This window comes from Oceanobacillus sp. MO10714A, from assembly GCF_037072045.1.
Taxonomy (GTDB): domain Bacteria; phylum Bacillota; class Bacilli; order Bacillales; family Amphibacillaceae; genus Oceanobacillus; species Oceanobacillus indicireducens.
On sequence record NZ_JAXHDC010000041.1, the window covers coordinates 1 to 23,208 of the forward strand.

At 40.8% G+C, this 23,208-nt stretch carries 24 protein-coding genes and 2 riboswitches; of the genes, 7 read left to right on the forward strand and 17 right to left on the reverse strand.

Features of this window, described 5'->3' with window-relative positions; translation table 11 throughout:
• Positions 1-204 precede the first annotated feature (204 nt).
• From putP to SPD53_RS15695, 4 genes are all read right to left on the reverse strand, one after another.
• Entirely contained in the window at positions 205-1,692 is a 1,488-nt protein-coding gene (gene putP / locus SPD53_RS15680) for a sodium/proline symporter PutP (RefSeq protein WP_336253118.1), read from the reverse strand.
• Positions 1,693-1,775: 83 nt separating this feature from the next.
• A complete protein-coding gene (locus tag SPD53_RS15685; protein ID WP_156856717.1) occupies positions 1,776-2,783 on the reverse strand; it encodes a proline dehydrogenase family protein in 1,008 nt (335 codons plus the stop codon).
• 334 nt (positions 2,784-3,117) lie between these two features.
• Positions 3,118-3,429 carry a YuiB family protein gene (locus SPD53_RS15690; protein WP_336253119.1) on the reverse strand — a complete coding sequence of 104 codons (312 nt, stop codon included), beginning with the start codon at positions 3,427-3,429 and terminating at the stop codon, positions 3,118-3,120.
• An 87-nt stretch (positions 3,430-3,516) separates the two neighbouring features.
• Positions 3,517-4,737: an NAD(P)/FAD-dependent oxidoreductase gene (locus SPD53_RS15695; protein ID WP_336253120.1), complete on the reverse strand. Its 1,221-nt coding sequence runs from the start codon at positions 4,735-4,737 to the stop codon at positions 3,517-3,519.
• Positions 4,738-5,018: 281 nt separating this feature from the next.
• Between SPD53_RS15695 and SPD53_RS15700 the strand changes: the two genes are divergently transcribed.
• Positions 5,019-6,011, forward strand: coding sequence for an NAD(P)/FAD-dependent oxidoreductase (locus SPD53_RS15700; RefSeq protein ID WP_336253121.1), 993 nt, complete (start codon positions 5,019-5,021; stop codon positions 6,009-6,011).
• 43 nt (positions 6,012-6,054) lie between these two features.
• Here SPD53_RS15700 and SPD53_RS15705 read toward each other — a convergent pair whose 3' ends face one another.
• From SPD53_RS15705 to SPD53_RS15715, 3 genes are all read right to left on the reverse strand, one after another.
• Positions 6,055-6,669 (reverse strand): Crp/Fnr family transcriptional regulator, encoded by a 615-nt coding sequence (locus SPD53_RS15705; protein WP_336253122.1) that lies wholly within the window; start codon positions 6,667-6,669, stop codon positions 6,055-6,057.
• A 62-nt stretch (positions 6,670-6,731) separates the two neighbouring features.
• The gene (locus tag SPD53_RS15710; protein WP_336253123.1) at positions 6,732-7,088 is read right to left on the reverse strand and encodes a HesB/IscA family protein; all 357 of its coding nucleotides are present in this window, start codon (positions 7,086-7,088) and stop codon (positions 6,732-6,734) included.
• 71 nt (positions 7,089-7,159) lie between these two features.
• Positions 7,160-7,492, reverse strand: coding sequence for a YuzD family protein (locus SPD53_RS15715; protein ID WP_156856712.1), 333 nt, complete (start codon positions 7,490-7,492; stop codon positions 7,160-7,162).
• A 169-nt stretch (positions 7,493-7,661) separates the two neighbouring features.
• On the opposite strand from SPD53_RS15715, the gene SPD53_RS15720 reads away from it, so the two are divergent.
• Positions 7,662-7,886, forward strand: a complete 225-nt coding sequence (locus tag SPD53_RS15720) for a NifU family protein (protein ID WP_156856711.1) — start codon at positions 7,662-7,664, stop codon at positions 7,884-7,886.
• Positions 7,887-7,941: 55 nt separating this feature from the next.
• Here SPD53_RS15720 and SPD53_RS15725 read toward each other — a convergent pair whose 3' ends face one another.
• Positions 7,942-8,913 carry a hypothetical protein gene (locus SPD53_RS15725; protein WP_336253124.1) on the reverse strand — a complete coding sequence of 324 codons (972 nt, stop codon included), beginning with the start codon at positions 8,911-8,913 and terminating at the stop codon, positions 7,942-7,944.
• 90 nt (positions 8,914-9,003) lie between these two features.
• Here SPD53_RS15725 and SPD53_RS15730 point away from each other — a divergent pair, with 90 nt between their 5' ends.
• The gene (locus SPD53_RS15730; RefSeq protein WP_336253125.1) at positions 9,004-9,516 is read left to right on the forward strand and encodes a phosphatidylglycerophosphatase A family protein; all 513 of its coding nucleotides are present in this window, start codon (positions 9,004-9,006) and stop codon (positions 9,514-9,516) included.
• A gap of 113 nt (positions 9,517-9,629) precedes the next feature.
• On the opposite strand, the gene SPD53_RS15735 is transcribed toward SPD53_RS15730, so the two are convergent.
• Positions 9,630-10,268 (reverse strand): helix-turn-helix transcriptional regulator, encoded by a 639-nt coding sequence (locus SPD53_RS15735; protein WP_336253138.1) that lies wholly within the window; start codon positions 10,266-10,268, stop codon positions 9,630-9,632.
• Positions 10,269-10,277: 9 nt separating this feature from the next.
• Positions 10,278-10,715, reverse strand: a complete 438-nt coding sequence (locus SPD53_RS15740; RefSeq protein WP_336253126.1) for a DUF86 domain-containing protein — start codon at positions 10,713-10,715, stop codon at positions 10,278-10,280.
• A 753-nt stretch (positions 10,716-11,468) separates the two neighbouring features.
• On the opposite strand from SPD53_RS15740, the gene SPD53_RS15745 reads away from it, so the two are divergent.
• A complete protein-coding gene (locus tag SPD53_RS15745) occupies positions 11,469-12,902 on the forward strand; it encodes an amidase (RefSeq protein ID WP_336253127.1) in 1,434 nt (477 codons plus the stop codon).
• Positions 12,903-12,959: 57 nt separating this feature from the next.
• Here the strand turns inward: SPD53_RS15745 and SPD53_RS15750 are convergent, their stop codons facing one another.
• On the reverse strand, positions 12,960-13,235 hold the full coding sequence (locus tag SPD53_RS15750) for a YutD family protein (RefSeq protein ID WP_336253128.1): 276 nt from the start codon (positions 13,233-13,235) through the stop codon (positions 12,960-12,962).
• Between the two features lie 125 nt (positions 13,236-13,360).
• Between SPD53_RS15750 and SPD53_RS15755 the strand changes: the two genes are divergently transcribed.
• Positions 13,361-13,906 (forward strand): YhcN/YlaJ family sporulation lipoprotein, encoded by a 546-nt coding sequence (locus SPD53_RS15755; RefSeq protein ID WP_336253129.1) that lies wholly within the window; start codon positions 13,361-13,363, stop codon positions 13,904-13,906.
• 5 nt (positions 13,907-13,911) lie between these two features.
• Complete coding sequence (locus tag SPD53_RS15760; RefSeq protein WP_442946204.1) at positions 13,912-14,874, forward strand: M23 family metallopeptidase; 963 nt, start codon at positions 13,912-13,914, stop codon at positions 14,872-14,874.
• A 39-nt stretch (positions 14,875-14,913) separates the two neighbouring features.
• On the opposite strand, the gene SPD53_RS15765 is transcribed toward SPD53_RS15760, so the two are convergent.
• The 6 genes from SPD53_RS15765 to SPD53_RS15790 form a co-directional block, all read right to left on the reverse strand.
• Entirely contained in the window at positions 14,914-15,021 is a 108-nt protein-coding gene (locus SPD53_RS15765) for a methionine/alanine import family NSS transporter small subunit (protein WP_336253130.1), read from the reverse strand.
• Positions 15,021-16,565, reverse strand: a complete 1,545-nt coding sequence (locus SPD53_RS15770; RefSeq protein ID WP_336253131.1) for a sodium-dependent transporter — start codon at positions 16,563-16,565, stop codon at positions 15,021-15,023. Before SPD53_RS15770 ends, SPD53_RS15765 begins: the two co-directional genes overlap by 1 nt.
• Before the next feature lie 237 nt (positions 16,566-16,802).
• Positions 16,803-18,356, reverse strand: coding sequence for a Na+/H+ antiporter NhaC family protein (locus SPD53_RS15775; protein WP_336253132.1), 1,554 nt, complete (start codon positions 18,354-18,356; stop codon positions 16,803-16,805).
• 137 nt (positions 18,357-18,493) lie between these two features.
• Positions 18,494-18,669: riboswitch (Lysine riboswitch) on the reverse strand.
• A 42-nt stretch (positions 18,670-18,711) separates the two neighbouring features.
• Positions 18,712-19,491: a sporulation protein YunB gene (gene yunB, locus SPD53_RS15780; RefSeq protein ID WP_336253133.1), complete on the reverse strand. Its 780-nt coding sequence runs from the start codon at positions 19,489-19,491 to the stop codon at positions 18,712-18,714.
• 58 nt (positions 19,492-19,549) lie between these two features.
• On the reverse strand, positions 19,550-19,858 hold the full coding sequence (locus tag SPD53_RS15785; protein WP_156856698.1) for a YunC family protein: 309 nt from the start codon (positions 19,856-19,858) through the stop codon (positions 19,550-19,552).
• 68 nt (positions 19,859-19,926) lie between these two features.
• Positions 19,927-21,330 (reverse strand): bifunctional metallophosphatase/5'-nucleotidase, encoded by a 1,404-nt coding sequence (locus SPD53_RS15790; RefSeq protein ID WP_336253134.1) that lies wholly within the window; start codon positions 21,328-21,330, stop codon positions 19,927-19,929.
• Between the two features lie 177 nt (positions 21,331-21,507).
• A riboswitch (SAM riboswitch) is annotated at positions 21,508-21,619 on the forward strand.
• A 76-nt stretch (positions 21,620-21,695) separates the two neighbouring features.
• Between SPD53_RS15790 and SPD53_RS15795 the strand changes: the two genes are divergently transcribed.
• Positions 21,696-22,826, forward strand: coding sequence for a methionine biosynthesis PLP-dependent protein (locus tag SPD53_RS15795; protein WP_336253135.1), 1,131 nt, complete (start codon positions 21,696-21,698; stop codon positions 22,824-22,826).
• Positions 22,827-23,208: the final 382 nt, after the last annotated feature.

Here is a 23,208-nt window from a genome sequence, read left to right on the forward strand (position 1 = left end):
CTCGAGACTCCTGCAGGAGGAAAGGCATAGGTGAGACCCCGCAGGGCGGTAGCCCGAGGAGGCTCACCAGCCGCCTGCGGAAAGCGAGAGGTGTCTGGACTGCGGACCTCCAGGAGAAGGTTGCGCTTACGCTGAATGAACGAATCCGCGATTTTATCGAACTCCAAACCTACCTAGCTGTTTTAGGCTGTAAAAGTTAGATTGTTAATCATTTGATTGCTTAGCTAGTGCCACTGCTTCGTCAAATTCCGCCTCAATTTCAGGATTATGCTTATATGTTATTCGACTTACTACTATCGCAACAATCATAGCAAGGGTGAATCCTGGAACGATTTCATATAGAAAGCCGGATAAAACTTTTGAATTACCCCAGACAAAGACCGTGATTGCCCCGACGACCATTGCCCAAAGCGCACCAGCACTAGTGAACTTCTTCCAATACAAGGATAAAAGAATAACCGGTCCAAAGGATGATCCAAACCCTGCCCATGCGAAGGCAACCAAGCTTAGAATCGTATCGTTTTGTTCCCATGCAAAGTAGATTGCGATAAGCGCTATGAACAGCACTGCAATTCTTCCTAAATTAACATAGAACTTTTGGCTTGCTTCCTTCTTGAATACAACCTTATATATATCCTCTACTAGTGCAGATGAAGATACAAGTAATTGCGAGGATACGGTACTCATAATCGCTGCAAGCACCGCAGCAAGCATCATTCCAGCAATAAACGGATGGAAGAGGATTTGACCTAAAATAAGAAAAACGGCTTCCGAATTTGATAATGTAACATCTACATTCTGCTGGAAGTATGCAGCACCGACGATACCTGTAGCTATTGCCCCGCCAAGTGATAGAACAACCCAGCCAAAACCTATTCGACGCGCTGTTCTTGTTTCTTGCGCAGATTTAATTGCCATAAACCTAATAATAATATGGGGCTGTCCGAAATAACCGAGACCCCAAGCCAGCAGGGACACGACGCCGGCAAAGGTAGCTGTAGAAAACATATTAAAGACATCCGGGTTGAACGCCATCGCACTCGATGCTGTTTCTCTTAAGCCGCCCGTTGCAAAGATACCAAAGATTGGAACAAGAAGCAGTGCTAAGAACATCATCGTTCCTTGTACAACATCTGTGTAACTTACCGCTAGAAATCCGCCAATGAATGTGTAGAGAATGGTGACCCCGCCAACAATCAATAATCCGGTCGTATAGTCATAGCCGAATGCACTCTGGAAAAACACTCCTCCGGCAACCATCCCAGAAGAAACATAAAAAGTAAAATAGAGCAGAATCACGATTCCAGAAACAACCCGTAAAACTTTCGCATTTCGTTTGAAACGGTTGTCCAGAAAACTCGGAATGGTTATCGAATTATTCGCCACTTGCGTGTAAGTCCGTAGTCTTGGTGCGACAATCTTCCAGTTTAACCAGGTACCTGCAGCTAAACCAATTGGCATCCAGATTTCCACAAGACCGGCTACATAAAGTGCCCCAGGAAGTCCCATCAAGAGCCACTGGGACATATCGGAAGCACCAGCACTAAGAGCTGACGCTAACGGACCGAGCTGGCGGCCGCCAAGCATGTAATCATCTAAGTTTTTCGTCTTTCGGAAACCCATCAATCCAATCATAATCATCCCGATAAAGTATATAATGATGGCTAATAGCTGATACGTATAATCAGGCATTCATCTCTCCCCTTTTATGAAACTATAATGTATTCCTCCCATTTTATAGCCAGTTATCTAAAAAAAGACAAAAATTGTTATTTCTATTTGTTTTTGCGACTCTTTCTGCCGGCAATAAATCCAAGTGTTGCGATCCCAGCTGCCCCAGCAACGACCGCCCCTGTCTTCAGTCTGTTATCTTCTGTATAAAAGGTATCTTTAAGTACGAGATTTATATTTTGCGGGCGCTCCGCTAGCCGGCGCATGAAATAACCATACCAATCATCACCAAACGGAATATACGTACAGAAATTATAACCTTCTTCGGCCAATGCATATTGCATCTCTACACGGAAGCCGTAAAGCATTTGAAATTCAAATTTTCTCTTATCAATCTGATGCTCTTCCACATATTTTTTGATGTTTTCTATCAAATTATGATCATGCGTCGCGATCGATGTAAACGCATTCCCTTGTAATCTTATTTTTACCGCTTCCATGAAATTCGCATCAATATCTTCTTTTTCTTGGAAGGCTACTTCTTCAGACTCTTTATAAGCTCCCTTTACAATCCTTAGCCGCACATCTTCAAGATCCTTTAAATCATCCATTGTGCGGTATAAATAAGTCTGCATGACCGTTCCGACATTTTCATAGTCTTTATGAAGTTCCTTTACAATATCTAATGTCGGCTGGTAATGAATATATTTCTCCATATCAATATTTACAAAAATATCATATTCACTTGCTTTAGTAAGAATCTCCCGCATGTTGTCCATGCAAAATTCTTTATCAATATCAAGGCCGACCTGGGTTAATTTTACGGATAAATGACCGTTCAGTCTCTCCTCATGAATATATTCAATTACTTCGAGGATTTGATTTTTTGCCGCTTCGGCTTCAGTCCTATCATTAACAAACTCCCCTAGATTGTCGAGCGTCACGGCAATACCGCGCTCATTCAATTCCTTGACCTTTTCAGCGGCCTGAGGCAAATCTGTACCAGCTACAAATTTCTCTGCACCTAGTCGGAATCCCCACCTTTTGGCATTGTCATTCAGAAATTGATTGTTCGATAAAGCAATGAAAAAGTCTCTAGTTAAGTTAACCATTGTTCATTCTCCTTTGTCTGTCTTTCCCTATGAAGTATTTACCTCTTAATGAGTGAAAGCACTTTCATTCAAGGGTATATTTTTTAAAAGCTTAATCTTATTATAACAAAAATTATACAAACTAAGGCTAATAAAAGATATATTAAAAAAGCTAAATTTCTTTTTCAGAGAAATGCAGTAGCTCTTTGTTTACATCTTCTAACTCATGATGCGAATTTCCCATTCATTCCACATTTCCCATTTTGCAGCCCCTAATTAGGATGAGGCACTGCATTATACAATATCCTAAAAACCACAGTGCGCATGGACTGTGGTTTTTATCCAGTTATAATCATTAAAACATTTGGTATCCACTTCTTCTTAAAATACGAATTACAAATCCGGAAACTATTGTACCGAGAAAACCGGCTCCCATAATAACATAGTCAGCAATTTTTAAAGCAGCAAGTGTATCTCCTAATAGTTTAAAAGATTCCGCAGTGTTCGTAAAATAATCAAAAGTAGAAATGCCATCTATAATCATTATGGCAACAATTGGATATAGAATGGACATAAGCCAAGTTCTTCTTAAAAGCATATTTAAAATAAAAGCGATACCAAAGAAAATGACGAAATATAACATAATGGAAACTACTAGCTGTATCAATGATGTAACTCCCTTCGCTTCGTTAGATAACACCCACGCTTATTTTATAATAAATAGAAAGAAAAGCAAAGACATATAGCCTTTGCTTTACATATGGAAGAAATTAAATCTGCCTCTCTTCATTAATAGATGGATTCCTCCTAATTGGAGCAAATATCGATTTAAAGAAAGTTTCTTCATAATTGTCGCTCTCCACCCGAAATGCTGCCGACCGTTTAATGATATGGCAACACCGTCGGATGAGCCGAGTGAAGCAATGATCGCCTTCTTTCTGGATCGAAAGTGTAATAATGCTTTTTTATTAATCTGCGCTTTAATATTCCGAGCTGCAATTCCAGCAGAAGCAATTGCCGTTTCCGCATTCGCTGGGTATGGCCTTCCTGTTTCTGGATTCGTAATCAGTGCACAGTCACCTAGGATATAGACATCGTCATAACCCGGAACGCGTAAATCGCTTTTGACCTCTACTTTTCCATTAACAGTCGGGATACTTGATTTTTCAAGCAATGAATTACCACGGACACCAGCAGTCCAGACGATTGTCTTTGCTGGGATTTCGACACGCTTTCCTTCCTTTTCATAGACAACACGATCTTGTTTCGATTCGACAATTTTAGCGTCCATTATAAATTCAACACCACGAGATTCAAGAGAGTTCATTGCATAATTCACAAATTCTTGCTTGCATCCTGGTAGAATAGTAGATTCACATTCTACTATAATGATGCGGACCTGCGTTCGTTCCACATCATACTCACTGCCGAGCTCTGGAATCCGGTCAGCGAGTTCACCGGCATATTCAATTCCGGTAAATCCTCCACCTGCAATAACAATATTAATCCGTGCAGCATTCTTCTCTTCTTCGTTCGCATACTTGGCAAAGTTATATTCCAAATGTTCTCTCAAGACTCTTGCATTATTTAAATTTCCAATCGGAAAAATATTTTCATTTAAATTCGGATTTGTGATAGCTTCAGCTTCAAATCCTAGCCCAACGACGAGGATATCATAAGAAAGCTCCTGGTTTAGAAGCTTCACCTTCTTATTTTTCTCATCAATCATTGTTACTTCATCGATTACAAAGTTTATCTTATCTTGATTGATGATGTCACGAATTGGAATCATTGTTCGCTCCGGCTTTAATGATCCTACCGCCGTTTCATGAAGCCAAGTCGTTTGATAATGGTAATCATGTTTATTCACGAGCGTAATATCCGCTTCATTCCGGCGTAATAATTTCTGTAATTTAGTAGCGGTCATAAGACCACTATATCCCGCTCCTAAAATTACGATATGTGGTTTATACATCTTTTTAAAACACTCCATCAGCCTTAGATTTACTTAAAATTTCTGTATAGAACTTGTTAACAGATTGGCTATTCTTTCGTATATACGAATTACATCATAAGATTATAACACAATTGTAATGAAAATAAAATATAAATGTTACACGTTTGTTACAATAGAATTATTCATCCGCGAAATAAACCATTTTTCCTTTTGTTCATGAGCTAGATAGTAACGATTCGGTTTCGTTTTATGGTAGGATTAGATTGTTGATAATTATACTACAGAGAGAGGGAATTCTGTTGTCTGAAGAACTTTATGATATAACAATAATAGGTGCCGGACCAGCAGGTTTGTTTACTGCTTTTTATGGTGGAATGCGTCAAGCGAAAGTAAAGATTATTGAAAGTTTACCACAAATCGGTGGACAGCTTGCAGCCCTTTATCCGGAGAAATATATATATGATGTCGCTGGTTTCCCAAAGATTAAGGCAGTTGATCTCATCGATAATTTAGAAGAGCAAGCGAAGTTCTTTGATCCAGCAATCATTCTTGACCAGCAAATTGAAACAGTCGAACGATTGGCAGATGATAGCTTCAAGCTCGTCAGTAAGGGCGGTGACGTTCACTATACGAAAACAATTATTATTACAGCTGGAAACGGTGCATTTACTCCGAGACGTTTAAATATTGATAATAGTGAGGACTTCGAAGGAATTAACTTGCATTATCATGTTACCGATATGAACCATTTCAAGGATAAAAATGTCGTCATCCTTGGTGGTGGAGACTCCGCTCTCGATTGGAGCCTGATGCTCGAGAAATCCGCAAAAAGCGTAACGCTCGTCCACCGCAGAGATCAATTCCGCGCCCACGAAGCGAGTGTAGAACAGCTAAAAAATTCAGCGGTTGAAGTCATTACTCCATATGCAGCACAAGAAATAACAGCGACTGACCGGATCAATTCACTAACACTCCAGGAAGTGCGTGGAGAAAGTAAAATCACCCTTGATGTGGATGAGCTCATTTGTAATTACGGGTTCATTTCTTCCCTCGGTCCAATTAAAGACTGGGGACTGGAAATCGAGAAGAATAGCATTGTCGTCAACACAAAAATGGAAACAAATATTCCAGGCATTTATGCTGCTGGAGATGTGACAACCTACGATGGTAAAGTTAAATTGATTGTGACCGGCTTTGGTGAGGGACCTACGGCAGTCAACAACGCCATGCGCTATATGGATCCAAAGGCACGCGTTCAACCAAGACACTCCACCGACATGGCTATTTTCTAAATAAAAATCGGAGCCTATTCCTATATGAAGTAGGCTCCTTTTTCTATTCTAGTACTGCAACTTGTTTCAGTGCTTCTAGGTCCATTATTTTTATTTTACGATGACCATCTTGCACAATCCAATTGTTTGTCTGAAATGTAGACAGCCGCCTGCTTACTGTTTCTTGCGTTGTTCCTAAATAGGACGCAAGATCTTTTTTACTCATTGGGAGCACAATGTCCAGCTGCTTATCTTTTTCCACGAGTTCTACTAAATACGTAGCAATCCGCATTTCCACATCTTTCGAACTCAATTCTCCAACAAGCTTCTCTGTTTGGTCCAAACGCTTACTAAATTGCTCTAAGATTTTCAGTGCAATCGATGGGTGTTCCTTCATTAATAACTGCATCTCGTCCCGATGGATTGCACAGATCTCCGACTTTTCGATCGCTTCTGCATAGCTGTCCATTTCTTTCTTTGTGAAAATCGCCATTTCCCCCATGAACTCACCAGGTTCCAAGATCCGTAATAATTGCTCTTTACCAGATTCAAAAACTTGGTAAATCTTCACTCTTCCCTGGTGGACGATGTATAAGTAATCCAATGGGTCGCCATCATGGATAATAATTTCCCCTTTACGATAGTTCTTATGGGTACTTCTTTCAGCAATTTTAACCATTTCTTCATGCGTTAAATGGTTGAAGAATGGAACTTTCGCTACACAAAGTCTACTCGTGTCCTTTAACACTTTTCAACTGGTCCATCATACTCTTTCGGACGGAAAGATGAGCCGCAACCACAGGACAGTACAGCATTGGGATTATCGATACTGAATCCCCCACCCATCAAGTTTTCTTTAAAGTCAATCTTCGTCCCTTCAATAATAGGGATGTCCTGGCTGAATAGGACGACAGGAATACCATTTATTTCTTCCACGACATCTAACTCTTCGTTGATTTCTTCATCAAATCCTAAGGAGTATGAAAGGCCGCTACAGCCTCCACCTTGCACACCAAAACGAAGGCGTACCCCTTCCTCTTCATCCTGCATCATCTCTTTGATTTGAACGCTCGCCTTATCCGTTATAATAATTGACATATGCATTACCTCCTTCGGTCTCATTTTCCTTTAATTATACAAATGATAAATAATTTAAGCAATCGTTCTGTTTATATCTCCTCAACCGGCACGAGTCCCTTTGCTTCCAATGATTGATAAATTGTTTTCAAGCGGGGAATCCCCTCCGCGACCAAGTCCTCATCGACAAATACAATTGGCCAAAATAAATCTTCCTCAACGATTCGACGAACAAAGTCCTGGTGCTTCTCTTCTGTTTGTGTCTCATCTATATCGACATACTCATAAGAAATGGCATCTGTTCCATATTTCCGTCCGATTGCAGCTTGCAGCCATTCATACGTATCTTTTGAACCTGGTGCTCCTACACAACTGGCACAGAGCTGTTCCGCCCCGTAGATGGTAACTTTAACTTTTTCACTCATTGGCACGCCTCCTACCTCTCCTTGATTTATAAAAAGGGAGTTTCTTTCATTTTACAAAATAGAGAAGCAAAGGTACAATATAATTAACCGATAGAAGTTTTAAGTATTACCAATAGATTCATTAGCAAATCCATTTTTTTACTAGTATGACGAAAGGGGGATGTGATTCATGCATGAGCAAGTACAAGAAGTTTTAAACAAATTACGTCCATTTTTGCTCCGTGATGGTGGAGATGTTGAATTAATAGATGTGGATGAGGACGGTATTGTCCTACTCCGTTTGATGGGTGCTTGTGGTAACTGCCCTAGTTCCACGATTACATTAAAAGCCGGAATTGAGCGTGCTTTAATGGCAGAAGTTCCGGGCGTTAAGGAAATTGAACAAGTATTCTAATGAGGCAGCGAACTACAGCTGCCTTTTTTCTTTTTATGCCAAATCATAATTACCCTCATGAAAGCCAATCCACCTCAACAAGCTCAAATGCTTCCTTATCGATTTCCATTTTCTCGTAAAAATTACGTAAGCGCTCCTCATATACTTCCTGCAATTTAATCATTTTATAAAGTGCAGCCTCTCCTGTTTTACTGTTTTCCCCATTGATCAATGGTTCCACCGCATCAAAAAAATGAATGGGAAAAAGTAAGCGTGCATAAATTAGTCGCCAGCTAAATACGGATAGCGGCCTTATTGCCTGGTAATCTCTAAAGAATTCATGCAATACATTGTCCGACTGTCCACTTAAAAGACAATTGCGGATATACTCAGCTATATCCCTGGCAGGATGATCGAAGCCTAGCTCATCGGGCCAGATTACTTCACGCTCCACTTGATTATTGAACCGGAGAAAGGCTATTGTCCCTTGATCGGCTTCCGTATAACGTGCTTCATTTTCTTCTGTTTCCCGCAGGTATTGAATAGCATTTTCACTCATACCTATAATATAGGGTAGAACATCAAAAATAATTGGAGTTACCGTTTCCTCTGTTGTGAGCTGAGCTATCCGTTCTTCAAATAAGTTCAGCTTATCCGTCCATAGGCGCTTCCATTCCCCATAACTTGAAATGGACTGGGGCTCATAATAATACGCGGAACCCGTTTCATGAAATAACGCTAAATTTCTGCCTAAGCTTTCTTTTACCGTATTCCGATCACTCACTTGATAAATTAAGTACGTAGACGTTTGATATTCTGTAAACCATTCTTCTTTCATATTTTTAACAGGTAGCGCAATATGTCGGAAACCATTTTCCATTAAGTAGTAAGCAAGTACCGCTTGTTCCATCTGAATCATTTCAAGATTCCGGGATTCCATGTTAAAATAAACGAAACCGTCCGCAAGATAGCCAGTTCTTCCATCAATCACCAATTTTTCTTCCGGATGTATTTGATAATAATTAGTTAACAACTCACGCAAAGACAAGTTAAGATCCTCCTCATGATGATATGGGTATACTTAAACTATATGAATAAGAAGAACTTAACTTAACCACTATTTGAAAAAGGTGATAAAATGAATAAACATGTAAAGTTAAGCGATTTAGAAAAGAAAGCCAGAGAGCTTCTTGAGAAACGTGGGGTAAAAATCGAGGATATTGCGGAACTCGTTTATTATTTGCAGTCAAGCTATCATAACAAGTTAACGATGGATGAATGCCGCTTCAATGTCAACCGTGTCCTCTCCAAACGAGAAGTGCAAAATGCTGTCATTACTGGTATTCAATTAGACGTTCTGGCGGAGAAAAAACTTTTGGACGAGCCTTTACTTGAAACGATCGTTACAGACGAAAGCTTATACGGCATTGATGAAATTATTGCCCTTTCGATTGTAAACGTTTATGGATCAATCGGGCTTACAAACTACGGCTATATCGACAAACAGAAACCAGGTATTTTAAAAAAGCTGAATGACCATTCAACTGGCAGCGTCAACACATTCCTTGATGACATTGTCGGTGCAATCGCGGCAGCGGCATCTAGCAGACTCGCCCACTCCACCGTCGACCCCGAAAATTTAATTGACTAGAAAAATCAAAGGCGCAAGCGCCGTTACAAGCTAAGTACGTGCGGAGCGGATGTGGCTATCACTAGAACCACCGTATTTTTAGTTTCTTTGCAGTAAAAAAGATGATTGCGCGATCAATCATCTTTTTTTGGTGCTTTTATAACCCACTTACATACATGGGCACCAGTTGTGATATATCCTTCTGGCCTTACTTCACTTTCATCGAATACATGATTATACATTATTTTTTCATTGGAACAGACGTGACGATACTCTTTAGCAATGTTAACAATTGGGCAATTATAGTTCGTCAATATATAATCCCCATCTGATGTTTTCTCAATTTCTAGCATATAGCCAGCATCGTTCTGCATCTCAACAAGGGCATGAGCCTTTTCATCAAAGCTCTTTCCATCTAGCTTCTCAAGCAATTGCCCCTGTTCTCTTTCCATCCGTTTATATAACAATGCCTTCACCGATTCAGGACCTTGAAGTTCTTCCAAATCCTGTAATAATTCAACCGGTAATTGTTCGTATTGGTTCGGAAACTGACCATGTCCTTTATTGGTCAACTCATACGTATAGTAAGGACGGCCAATCTCTTGTTTATGCTTGCTCTTCTTAACAAGCTCCTGGTTTTCAAGTTCATGAAGATGTTTACGCACCGCTGGTTCCGATATTGTGAAAAACTTCATCAATTCATCCATCGTGATTGCCTTATTCCTCTTTAAGATCACGATGAGTCTGTCCTTCGTCGTTTGTTTCATCTCCATCACCTTTGCTTACTCTTTTAAAAAAGCGTTTGCGACACCAAGTTCATTTTTCAAATAAGCTTGAATATGTGAGCTAAAACCGTTAAGCACCGGAAGACACTCAGCAATCGTTTCATCCAGCTGCACTTCTTCCACATTCACATAGTCCGTGACGAGATTCTTTCTCAGCGAGATAAAATTTTTATAAGCTACTTCGTGTTCGGCAGGAATTACTTTTTCATCGACAAGGATATCGATAATATCTTCGTAACTTCCCGGATCTCGCATAATAAATCCGTCAATCATCATATTCCCAACATCAAGTGTAGATTCAATTAAGATATGAACAATTCGCTCTTTGCCAAGTTTTTCGATTGGTGAATCAAATGATTCATTTTCTAATAAATTAAGTAAATGATCCATATATGTTAAGTTTTCTTCTATCTTTTTCCGGTCGACAAAATACATGCTATGCCCCTCCATTATCTATCTTCCCCTTTAATCATACCATATAAATTGGGATTTTGGAGGGAAAATGCTATAGTTAATGTAATACACTCAACTTTCACACCTTAACAACCAAATACTTTCATTCAGCGAAAGTATTTTGCGCATTCATTTTATTGGCGTTCTAATTACCGTTCAGTTGCCCGGCGGACGGATGCGCATCCTAAGGCACAGCCGAAGCCTCGATGCGCAGGAAGTTAATGTCAGACGTTGCCACATACGAGAGCGAATTTAGTCTGCCTCGGAAGAAAATCGCTTCCTGCTCAGGTCTGGACTCGTGCTTTTCCCGTAGGAGTCACCGTCCGCCGAGCAACTGAACTCGTGCGGAAGATTATTCTTAATGGAAATTATTCCATCTTAGCGAATATTGCTCTATTGAAACGAAATTAGTATTCCAAATTCGGTCTTCCCTGGGAGCAGTCCAGACACCTCGAGACTCCTGCGGGAGGCCGGCTAAGTACGGTCACGTCCTGTGACCAATGCCGGCATTAGAACCTCCTGTTCGTCGATAGGCCTAGGTGAGACCCCGCAGCGGGCTTGCCCGCGAGGAGGCTCACCAGCCGCCCGCGGAAAGCGAGAGGTGTCTGGACTGCGGACCCCGGAAAGAGAGTTGAGGACTTACGCTGAATGAAAGTAATGGCGCTGGTTTTCTGATGTTTGATAAAAGGTATTGGTTGCTGAAAGTGGAGGAATACATACTTAACAGAGGGGGAAATGAAAATATCTACTGCGATATTGGATTTAGATGCGACCGCACTTGCCGAAATGTTAAGAAATGGAACTTGGACAAGTGAAGAGGTCGTAACAACTTACATCAATCATATCAAAAAAGTAAACCCTCCCATTAACGCACTAGTAGAAGATCGCTTCGAGAAAGCAATTGCTGAGGCAAAACAATTTGATGAAACAAAGAGCATGGGGGGAAGAATAACCGGAAAGCTTGCTGGAGTACCAATCAGTGTGAAGGAAGCATTCCATGTTACCAACATGAAAACAACGGGATGCCTTGAACATCGTCAAGATTTAATTTCTCGGGATGATGCGAAAGCGATTACGAAACTGCGCAAGGAAGGTGCCATTATTTTAGGCAAAACAAATACCCCAGCCCTTTCCTATTGCCAGGAAACCGATAATAAGCTTTATGGACGGACGAATAACCCATGGGATATTAACCGGACTGCTGGAGGTTCGAGTGGCGGTGAAGGTGCTTTACTTGCAGCAGGTGGAGCTGCAGTGGGAATCGCCTCTGACATCGGTGGGTCGATCCGTTTTCCATCCCATTTCAATGGTGTCGTCGGTTTTAAACCGGGAATGCACCAAGTCACTGTCGAAGGTCATTATCCAGAACCAACCCATCCATTGCAGCAAAGAATGCTCGGGATCGGTCCAATGGGGAAATCTGTGAGGGATATGGAACTGATGAACAGGATTCTAACTGGCACGAATCCGAAACCAGTCTTTCTAAATGAGTACAAAGTTGAGATATTAGTCGAACAGACGACCTACCCGTTAGCGAAAAGCACCAAAAATATAATGCGGGGAATAGAGGATTTCCTCATTCAATTAATTCAGACGAAACGTGGCGCGCCACCACTATTTGATGAAAGTGCGCAACTTTGGCAGGAGATTATGTCCATCGATGGAAGTGCTGCTGTCGAGAAGGAGGCTTTCAGTAATGACCGTTCACCTCTCATCCGTTCCTATTTAAAAGAACGATTGACGAACAGAACAAAGATGCACCCTTATCTATCCTGGGCAATACTTGGTTCGAAAATGTTCAAACCATCGAAAAAACGAGTTCGGGAAATAAACGATATTATTCTCCGTGGTGATGAATGGTTAAATGATTATTTAAACAATCGACTACTTATTTTTCCTGTTTATCATACTGCTGCTCCAATACATGGGCAAGTATTTAAAGAGATTTTCTCCATTCGTAAAACGTTTTTGGACTATATGCCATATATCGCTTATGCAAATGTATGGGGTCTCCCATCCCTTACATTGCCCGTCGGTAAAGACGAAAACGATATGCCTGTAAGTATTCAAATCATCAGTTCTATTGGAAACGAAGCAGCCATTTTTAGACTCGGTTCCATTATTGAAAAGAAATATCACGGGTATAGACGGTGCAAAAGATTGGATTAAAACGTCAGTGACTCCTTTCTTAGTATGAGAAAGGAGTTTTTCACGTGCCATTTATTGTTATTTTGTAACTTTTTTCAGGACAAAATAAGCACATCCAAAATTACAATGCTCCAATAAATAATCCTCTATAGCGCTGAACTTGGAATCAATTGGCGCTTTTGCATTCCGATCATGGTAAAATCCCTTCATCCGTAACTGTTCATAGCCCCAGTCACCGACAATATAGTCATATTTCCCTAATATATCCGCATACCGATCCCGGATTGCATCTTCCTGAAAACCCTCTTTTATATTTTTCACTAACTCATAATGCTTGCCACCTAGTTCAATCACTTGTTACACCCCCTGTTTTACCTTCCATTAGTTTACCATATGCACATCAGAAGTGAAATATTTGCATGTATGTTTTCCCATCTTTAAACCAAACTAAATCACAAATAGAATTAAGGAGAGAAACCATGAAGAAATTCATTCTAATCCATGCATTGCTTGGAATCGTACTCTATCTCGGTGGTTGCGGCCAAACGGAAAACACTAATGAACAATTGGAAATACTGAATCCCAATAATCGTGGGGAGGCGGTGAATGAAGAGCGTCGGGCCAAGTTGGGCTATGTCAGATATACGAAAGAGGATCTCGCTGTACAAGATGATAACAACGAAATCAACTTTGATCGGGAACAATTAGCGGATATGATTACGAGAACAATCCTCCAAAGCGGCAATTTCAATGAAGCAGCTTCCCTCGTTACAGATAAGGAGGTTATCATAGCCTTTGAGAAACGTGATAATCTCGATGCAAATCTAGCCGCAGAGATTGCAGGTAAGACTGCTCGTTCACTCCTTCCAAGTTTCTATAAAATATATACAACCGATGAACCTAATCATATGGATGTTATCCATAGCCTGCATAGAGAGCAGATGAATAATAAAGACGATCTCCAAGTAATCGAACGAGTTATTGAGGAAATCAAAGCAGATCATGACGAACAAGATTGGAGGTAATAAGCTTGTTCTCCAGACGGCTCACGATATATAGCTTTATCTTCTTCCTATTTTGCTTAAGTGGGTCAGTAATTCAGGCGGAGGAAGCTTCAATTCATACAGAACGAATGGCCCTATACCGGAAGACGGAAGCAATCTCGCACATACCTTGGTATTATTTCGCTGCCATTGACAATTACGAACGGAATAAGGAAACGGCTACTGAAGATGAGCCACTTATTTCCATTACATTTGATGAAGAAAGCTGGTATGGGATAGGAAACTATCCGAAAAATTCGAATCCAGATATTATCAAGTTATTTAATGGTATCGGATTGGATGGAAACGGCGATGGCTTGGCAAGTCCTGAACAAGAAGAAGATGTTCTCTATACACTTGCTATGTTGTTGCTTCAAGAAGGTCCTACAAGGGATGATATTAAAATTGGATTATGGAAGCTTTATGAACGAGACTTAACGGTTAAATCAATTATGAACACCGCCAAAGTTTTCCAAACATTTAATGAAATCAATTTGACAGACCGGGATTTTCCCGTGGATATAAATTATAATTACAGTTATCGGAATACGTGGGGAGATAGGCGCGGATACGGCGGGCTTCGGATTCATGAAGGTACAGACATTTTCGCAGACTATGGAACGCCGATCAAGTCCACAACATATGGAGTTGTAGAAATTATGGGTTGGAACCGATTTGGCGGCTGGCGGATAGGGATACGCGACATTTATAATATTTATCATTATTACGCTCATTTGAGTGGCTTTAACGATGCCATTGAAATCGGAACAGTCGTACAGCCGGGTGATGTTCTTGGCAGTGTCGGGTCAAGTGGATATGGCCCACCAGGTACGTCCGGTAAATTCCCGCCCCATTTGCATTACGGCATGTACAAAGACGACGGCTATAAAGAATGGTCCTTTGACCCTTATCCTTATTTAAGAAGATGGGAACAGATGGCGAAAAACTAAAGAGGTTGGAAGAGCGCTTGCTCTCCAACCTCTTTAGTTTTAATTCATTTTTCCTTTATCACGGAATGCGTGCCATATACTTGCCGCTAATCCTCCCCATAGAATAATAATTCCAATAATCATCACTATGATTGCTGAAGCACTCATTATCTTGCCTCCTCGTCGTCATAATAGTTCTCATCTTTGTTAACTTCAACGTTTGCCTTCCATTTCGTCAAGGAGAGTAGTATCCCAATTATCAGTGCTGCTGCAGCAACAACCCAGCCTCCAAAGAATATAAACGTATCCGTATACCCTTCATAGTTCCCGGTAGGATTATCAAATAATTTCAGCAGATTTTGCTTGAATAAACCAAACATCATATACCCCATCACAATTGGTGTAATAACTGCTAAACTAATCGTCCACCACGAACCGAGCTGAATGTCTGAAATGGGGTTTGCATGGTCTTTTAACGTTTTCAATTTCCGTAAAATCCATGCAATCAGAACAACTTCCACTAATCCAAGTAAAGCGACACCGAATTGGTTAATGAAGTAATCAACAACATCAAGGAAGAATAAACCGCCTTGAGAAGCATAGAGCAAGGAAACAATCGCTGCAACCCCTCCACCGAAGAGGACAGCTTTCTTACGGGATACATTGAATTTATCCACCATTCCTGCAACATAGGTTTCTGTAATGGATAAAAGTGAGGTTAAACCAGCCAATGTCAAAGATATAAAAAACAGGAGTCCAAATAGTTCATTCATGGCAGGAAACTCATTAATAATTGCTGGAAAAGCAACAAACGCAAGTCCAACTCCACCATCAACAACTTCATCAATGGACACCCCAGCCTGTGTTGCCATAAATCCAAGAATACCGAATACACCAATCCCGGCTAATAATTCAAATCCAGAGTTCCCAAATCCTACAATAAATGCATTGTTTGTAATGTCTGATTTTCTCGACAGATAGCTAGAATAAGTGATCATTATGGCAAATGCGATGGATAAACTGAAGAAAATTTGCCCGTATGCAGCAATCCAGACATCAGGGGATAAAATTTGACTAAAATCAGGTCTAAAAAAAGCATCCAATCCACTTAACGCTCCAGGCAATGTCACCGCACGTACTACAATGATGAGAAACACAACGACAAGTGCTGGAATAAAAATTCGATTGGCTAGTTCAATACCTTTACTAACACCGCGGTACAACACGAACAAGACAAGCGCCCAAACAATAAGCAGCGGGAATAGTACACCTGGAACCATACTTCCTATCTGACCTGGACTTTCAGCAAGCTTTAAATACTCACCGAATAAAAACCCTCCCGTATCATCCCCCCAAGCAAGAGATAATGAGAAATAGGAGTAAGAAATTGCCCATGCAATAATGACAGAGTAGTAAGTCGAAATGATAAATGCAACAAGCACGCCCCACCAACCGATAAATTCAGTTTTCTTATTCATTCTCCTGAACGTTAACGGTGCAGAACCCCGATAGCGGTGCCCCATTGTGAACTCCATAATGAGAATGGGAATCCCAGCTGTTAACAGCGCAAATAAATACGGGATGAAAAATGCACCACCACCGTTTTCATACGCTACTGCTGGAAACCGCCAAATATTCCCCAAACCAATCGCCGATCCAACTGCCGCTAAAATAAAACCAGCCCTTGTTCCCCACTCTGAACGCGCCTTCATTTTTGTACCCTCCTTTTTCACTACGATTATGAGTGCTAGTACATCATTTTTATAATATTCTTACATTTACATCCGTATTCCACCTCCATTCTTATAAAACATGATGTATTCTTATAGATATTGCGATACCTTCCTATTTAGACGTATTTTCAATTAAAAAAGCATATCCCTTTTCATATAGAAAAAGGATATGCTTTTTAACGGTCTGTAATACCCCACTGAATGAGTTTCACTTTATTAGGCTTCTCTCATTGTATTATTGCGGTGGATGATAAATCCGATAATTACAATCAATCCTAATGTAATGATTAGTGGCAGAACTATCATATCCAACACACCCATCAACAAGAATCCTAACGCCGACACACCAGCAGCAAGCAGTGCATATGGCAGCTGCGTTAAAACGTGATCAATATGATTTGCACCCGCTCCTGTTGCAGAAAGAATGGTCGTGTCAGATATCGGTGAACAATGGTCCCCAAACACGGACCCAGCTAGTACAGCTCCAAGTGTTGGAAGTAATAGTACAGGATCAATCACCATCACAACTTCAGCACCAATAGCAAGCATAATGGTAAATGTTCCCCAAGAAGTACCGGTTGCGAGTGCCATTAAACCGGAAATAATAAAGAACAACACAGGTAAGTACATCGAACTAACATTTGCTCCATGAAGCAACTCTGCTAAATATGTTCCCGTTTCAAGGGATGAAATAATCGATCCTATCATCCATGCGAGTATTAGTATATAAATCGCAGGCAACATCGATTTCATTCCTTGGACAAAAATATTCCCGATGTTTGCTTTTGGCGGATCATGCATCACATGTAGAATAAGTCCAAGCAAGACCGCAATTGCTCCCCCAATCAAGAGAGACAGATTCACGTCAGTATTAGCAAACATAGAAAGGATGGTTACCTTACCTTCTGTTGCGATTGCACCTGTAATTAGCATCATTGATACAGTCGCTACGACAAGCACAACAATGGGTAAAATCAAATGATAGACTTTTCCTTTTGGATGGGCCTCAACCGTATCACCTAAGTCACCAGGGACCTTACTATTAGTTGGATCGATCAATTCACCTGTTTTCATTGCGCGCTTCTCATGTACCCGCATCTTTCCGATATCCATTTTCAAATAAGAAACAAGGAACACAAGTAAGATTGCTGACAAGGCGTATAAATTCATTGGAATCATTTTAATGAAAGCTTCCATTGGCTGAATACCCGTGATACCATTTGCTACAAAAATGGAGCTTAACAATCCAATAATAAATGCACCCCAACTGGAGATTGGCGAAAGCACAGTCATTGGAGCAGCAGTAGAGTCAATCAAATAGGCCAATTTCGCACGGGATATGTTGTGCCGATCTGTTACCGGCCTGGCAATTTGTCCAACTGCTAAACTGGCAAAGTAATCATCGATAAAAATAATAACACCGAGAACTCCTGTCATTAACTTTGCACCTGTACGAGTCTTTACATGTTTTAACATCCATTCTCCAAACGCCCGACTACCACCGGATCCTTGAAGAAAGGCCGTCATAATTCCCAATAAGAGCAGGAATGCAAGTAAGAATAGATTATCAACGTTAAGGGAACCATCTACCACAAATATTTCATAGAATACGAGCCATACTTCCTGCAAGGAATCTAGTATGTTGAATTCATGTATGAAAAAAGCACCCATAACAATTCCTGCCCCTAAAGAAAGCAGAATCCGTTTCGTGACAATGACGAGCACGAGCATTACAAGTGCAGGAATAAGGGAATAAAAAGTACCTACCATTTCGTCTTTCCTCCATTTTAAAAATTTCATAGCATAGAGTACAAGTTGAACGAATGGAAGGTACATATTCACATAAAAAAACAATGATAGAAAATAACCCATCATTGTTCCTTTAACAATATACGTTATCCTCCATTTCGATCAGTAGTTCTCCATGCAATGTATTAGCATGACAGTATGCCCCTTATTCAAAGACATACCAGCAAATAATAAGTTGACGCTTATTACGCTTCGGCAAACAATCCTTTCACTAACATTCAACGTTGTCATTCTCCTGTTGGCTACTCATATTACTCGCACCTCTACCTCACCGATCAAAAAGGCGACTATTCAATTCTGAACCTACTATACTAGATTATTCCGCATTCTGCAAGTCCCGGCCGATTTCATTCCTTGGGACGGCAATCGATGGACCGGAATTGCCTCCATAAAAATCAGGTACATCTCCAAGTATTGCACCCCCATCAATATAGATTTCTGCAGTTACTGTCGTCACTTCCGAAGTGAATGGAATAATGACTTGTACATCTGCTTCCACATCCAAATAAAAGGAAATCCATACCCCGTTAATACCGAACTCTGTCTGTTCCCTTGTAATATTGGTTCGCACTGTGCCAATCACTTCCAAATTAATCGGTACTTTCGGTCCGAGATTGGCTAAAACGGTGTTCCCTGTAACTTGCCCTAAAGGGATTTCTACTAGGGTAGGATCATCATTAATACGATCCGTTGCCCCTTCCTCATACGGGAAAGGCTCTTCATCATCATGGAAGATCGGATCTCCCCGATTTAAACGGTGAAAGTATTCCTCTACCCGATTGGTTGCATTCCGAGTTATTTCACTCATAGCTGCTGGATCCACGGAATAAGCGGCAACATTTCCATTATTATCATATGTAATATTCGCTATATCTGAAAAATTATAGTCCTCCGTGAAACTAACTGCACGATTAATCGCCCGGGTAGCGAATTCATTCGTCTTTTCCGTTGCAATTTCCATTAACGTTGGCTTAATTCCCTTATCGATAACCATAATGCTCACAAGAATCGATATCGTAAAGATAATGACTGTAAGTATCAATATGATTTGCGCTGGAGGTGAGCCAAATTTTCTAGGGATACGTCTCTTCCGCATGTAAAAACCCCCTCACATCATGCTTATGCAACGATGCAAGGGGTTAGACGTGCTAAACTTATGAAATAAGAAGAAGAGCCTCCCTTCCCGTCATTCCTTCTCTCCAGCCGTATTCTTTCGATGCATCCGTAATTTTCTCGAGTGGAGCAGCGAGTAATTGGTCAATCGTCCGCACGCCTATCGCTCTCCCTGCAATTACCTCCCTTTCCCGCAACTTCGGAATCTCATTGAAAATATCCACATCCAGTGCAGCACACATAATATAGCCGACTTCGTTTGAAACCGTGAGTAATGTCGTCTTTGGCAGTTCGACACTTACTGCTGTGAACTGCATCCCTTCAATTTCAATTGGATTAACAGTAATCATCTCCGGATGCCTCCTTTAGTTACATAATAAAGTATGCAAAAGCAGGCTCCTCTGTCACAATCGGCATCTTAAGGCTGCGGTGTTTTATTTCTTAACGTATCGAGTAATAAATCCCTTAAAAATTCAGGTAGGAAATATTGTTTCATTTCTGATTTGGCAATTTCAGGGAGAAGGCGACCGAAAGTAAATGTATCGGCAGTAGCAATGCGATATGTTTTCTGCTTTTCCACAGCTGAACCATCACAGAACGTTACCCCAGTCACTGCTTCCGTTCCGTTCGCCCGTAGTGTCGTAGATATGGATAACCCAGCAAAAAGCATTCTGCCAATGACTTTCCCGCGGAAACCGAATCCTTTCAATTGAATCTCCATGAAATCTTTCTTCAAGGAAGCACGGATCACTTCAATCAATTCATCTCCCCTCAAATGCACGACAACTGGGTTGATCGGATGCGGACAAATCCGGTGGATATCACCGTAAGTGACCATTCCTTTTGGCAAGCCGTCAAGCAGAAGTCCAGCATTCAACAAAGATGCATCAGCATCCGTCCATTTCCGTACTGTTTCCGTCAAATCTTGCATCATCGGCACATCGCTAAACCAGTCCGCTTGAAACCCTTCTTCTAGATAAACAACTTCTGTTCCCAATATTCCAGAAGCTTCTTTTTCCAATTCAGTAAGCAGCCCTCTCGTATCTTCATCTTCGGGATAGCTTGATACATCTGTTGTATAAGCCTCTTTTTGGATGAGCTCCTTTTTATCATGATCATATGTTAAGATAACTTCGCCAACATACATACAATGCTTGCCAGCAGCAGTGAGAAGACTGTTGTTCACATATTCACCGGTCCGCAACAGATGGTGAGTATGCCCTCCAATAATAACGTCGATATCCGGGAATTTCCGCGCAATCGCTTCATCTTCACTAATTCCTAAATGGGATAGAAGAATGATAATATCCGCTTCTTTCTTTAAAGAGGCCAGCTGTTTTTCCAACTCTTCAAAGGGGGAAGTTAGGTACCAGCCGAGTAGCCCGTAAAAAGCATTGAACGGAGCAGTAAGCCCGATCATTCCGATCCGTACTCCCGATTCCGTCTGGATAATTCGAGTATCGTGCAGCCATGCAGGTGGATTATGTTCTTTATGCTTCAAGTTCGCACAGACAACTTCAAATTCCGCCCCGTCGTATAAATGATATAAATCATCATGGGATAGTGTAATCCCTTCGTTGTTCCCAAGTGTGATGACATCATAACCGACCTCGTTTAAAAGCTTCACATTCGCCTTTCCCATCGAAGCCTCCGATATTGGATGAACACGGTCCATATGGTCACCAACATCAACTAAATAATGGGCATCCTCCCGAGCGATACGATTCTTTTTCATATCCTTTAAATAGCCAGCTGTCCGCGGCCACTGGCTGAAATCACTATGCAAATCATTTGTATAATAAAAATAAAGTTTTTCCTTCATAAATATTGCTCCTTAGCCTAAACCGTCCATAATCAAATGGATTCCTATAAGAAACTATATCAGCGATTCCTCCTGATGCAAACTATTTTGCATATTCATTATGTATTCTTTATTTCTCTTGCATTTTCTGAATAGCTGTACTATTATATATTCAATCATTAAAAACTTCATAATTTTTTCTTATCAAGAGAGACGGAGGGATTTGGCCCAATGAAGTCTCAGCAACCAGCTTAAACACGTGAGCCCGGTGCTAATTCCAATTGACGACCTGCCGTCTTGAAGATAAGAAGAGCGTACTTGTGTAGATACCGAGACCTTCTTCTTATAGAAGGTCTCTTTTTTATTACGAAGAATAGGGTGATAAGATGACAAAACAAAAGATTGAAAGTCGTTTAGTCCAATTAGGAAATCGATCGGATAAAAAAACGGGAGCAGTAAGTACACCGATTTACTTAACTACTGCCTATGAACATCAGGGTCTCGGTGAATCAACCGGATACGATTATAGCAGAACGAAAAATCCGACGCGAGAGATCCTGGAAAAGGGCATTGCCGATTTGGAAAATGGCTATGCAGGATTTGCCTGCAGTTCCGGAATGGCTGCCATTCAACTTGTATTATCCTTGTTTAAATCTGGGGATTCCTTATTGTTTTCAGCGGATGTGTACGGTGGAACCTATCGTTTATTAAAGCAATATGAGGAAAAATACAATATAAAGGCATGCTATTCCGATTTCGCATCGGTCGCTGCTGTAGAGGCATTGATTACGGAAAGTACAAAAGCTATCTTCATTGAGACTCCAACGAACCCGCTCATGGAGACAATTGATATCCCAACATATGCCGAACTCGCTAAAGAACATGATTTATTACTCATTGTCGATAACACTTTTTTAACACCTTATTTACAGCAGCCACTAGAGCTCGGTGCCGATATCGTCATTCATAGTGCAACGAAATATATTGGCGGCCATAATGATGTATTGGCGGGATTAGTCGTCGCAAAAGATGAAGATATTTCAGAACTCCTTGCAACGAATCATAATTCTTCCGGGGCAGTGCTTTCCCCTGCCGATTCTTTTTTAATTGTTCGAGGGATGAAGACACTTGGACTGCGCATGAAGCGTCATGAGGAGAATGCGAAGAAAATAGTGGAATATTTAAATGTGCGCGATGCAGTCGAGAATGTTCTATATCCAGGAGTTGGCGGGATGCTTTCGTTCCGTTTACAGGATGAAGCTTTAATTAATCCATTTTTACAAAATCTGCAGCTGATCACCTTTGCAGAAAGCCTAGGTGGTGTCGAAAGCTTTATTACATATCCGACCACACAGACCCATGCCGATATTCCGCTGGATGAGCGGGAAAGTCGCGGGGTCGATGACCGTCTCTTACGCTTTTCTGTTGGAATTGAGCATATTGATGATCTCATTTTAGATCTTGATACGGTTTTTGAAAAAATCCAGGCAGCTACTGTTTTTGGATTAAATAAATGAAAGTGGGATATAACACTAGAGATAAACCCTACAAATCATAATAACGCTCTCGAAATTTACTAAGTGCGTTTGGAGACTGCATCGGTCGCTGTGTCTCATTAAGAATTCTCCCTCTGCAGCAGTCTCTGCATAGTCGAAGCTGGTAAGATGGTTTGTTTGAAGTGGTCCTATCTTTATCTGCAGAAAATACCTATCTTTTAAGAGAATCCCCTTAAAAGATAGGTATTTAAATTAATAAAAATTGCTTTTAATGCAGTTTTAATATTATTTTGCAGCGGGTTGTAAGGTCATCGGAAGAATACAGATCTCTTTCCTATATAAAGGTATAAACCCCTTCTTTCATCTTTTGCATACATACTTCCCTTTTTAAGCTTGTAATTTT

What these genes read in the sequence shown, in the direction of transcription:
- SPD53_RS15715 (WP_156856712.1), bottom strand. Translation starts at nt 7,492, where the DNA reads ATGAGTGAAAAAGTTAAAGTTACCATCTACGGGGCGGAACAGCTCTGT.
- SPD53_RS15745 (WP_336253127.1), top strand. Translation starts at nt 11,469, where the DNA reads ATGAAAATATCTACTGCGATATTGGATTTAGATGCGACCGCACTTGCC.
- SPD53_RS15735 (WP_336253138.1), bottom strand. Translation starts at nt 10,268, where the DNA reads ATGGAGATGAAACAAACGACGAAGGACAGACTCATCGTGATCTTAAAG.
- SPD53_RS15710 (WP_336253123.1), bottom strand. Translation starts at nt 7,088, where the DNA reads ATGTCAATTATTATAACGGATAAGGCGAGCGTTCAAATCAAAGAGATG.
- SPD53_RS15685 (WP_156856717.1), bottom strand. Translation starts at nt 2,783, where the DNA reads ATGGTTAACTTAACTAGAGACTTTTTCATTGCTTTATCGAACAATCAA.
- SPD53_RS15790 (WP_336253134.1), bottom strand. Translation starts at nt 21,330, where the DNA reads ATGAAGGAAAAACTTTATTTTTATTATACAAATGATTTGCATAGTGAT.
- SPD53_RS15765 (WP_336253130.1), bottom strand. Translation starts at nt 15,021, where the DNA reads ATGAGTGCTTCAGCAATCATAGTGATGATTATTGGAATTATTATTCTA.
- yunB (WP_336253133.1), bottom strand. Translation starts at nt 19,491, where the DNA reads ATGCGGAAGAGACGTATCCCTAGAAAATTTGGCTCACCTCCAGCGCAA.
- SPD53_RS15770 (WP_336253131.1), bottom strand. Translation starts at nt 16,565, where the DNA reads ATGAAGGCGCGTTCAGAGTGGGGAACAAGGGCTGGTTTTATTTTAGCG.
- SPD53_RS15785 (WP_156856698.1), bottom strand. Translation starts at nt 19,858, where the DNA reads ATGATTACTGTTAATCCAATTGAAATTGAAGGGATGCAGTTCACAGCA.
- SPD53_RS15755 (WP_336253129.1), top strand. Translation starts at nt 13,361, where the DNA reads ATGAAGAAATTCATTCTAATCCATGCATTGCTTGGAATCGTACTCTAT.
- SPD53_RS15795 (WP_336253135.1), top strand. Translation starts at nt 21,696, where the DNA reads ATGACAAAACAAAAGATTGAAAGTCGTTTAGTCCAATTAGGAAATCGA.
- SPD53_RS15705 (WP_336253122.1), bottom strand. Translation starts at nt 6,669, where the DNA reads ATGGTTAAAATTGCTGAAAGAAGTACCCATAAGAACTATCGTAAAGGG.
- SPD53_RS15720 (WP_156856711.1), top strand. Translation starts at nt 7,662, where the DNA reads ATGCATGAGCAAGTACAAGAAGTTTTAAACAAATTACGTCCATTTTTG.
- SPD53_RS15695 (WP_336253120.1), bottom strand. Translation starts at nt 4,737, where the DNA reads ATGTATAAACCACATATCGTAATTTTAGGAGCGGGATATAGTGGTCTT.
- SPD53_RS15775 (WP_336253132.1), bottom strand. Translation starts at nt 18,356, where the DNA reads ATGGTAGGTACTTTTTATTCCCTTATTCCTGCACTTGTAATGCTCGTG.
- SPD53_RS15730 (WP_336253125.1), top strand. Translation starts at nt 9,004, where the DNA reads ATGAATAAACATGTAAAGTTAAGCGATTTAGAAAAGAAAGCCAGAGAG.
- putP (WP_336253118.1), bottom strand. Translation starts at nt 1,692, where the DNA reads ATGCCTGATTATACGTATCAGCTATTAGCCATCATTATATACTTTATC.
- SPD53_RS15740 (WP_336253126.1), bottom strand. Translation starts at nt 10,715, where the DNA reads ATGTATTTTGTCGACCGGAAAAAGATAGAAGAAAACTTAACATATATG.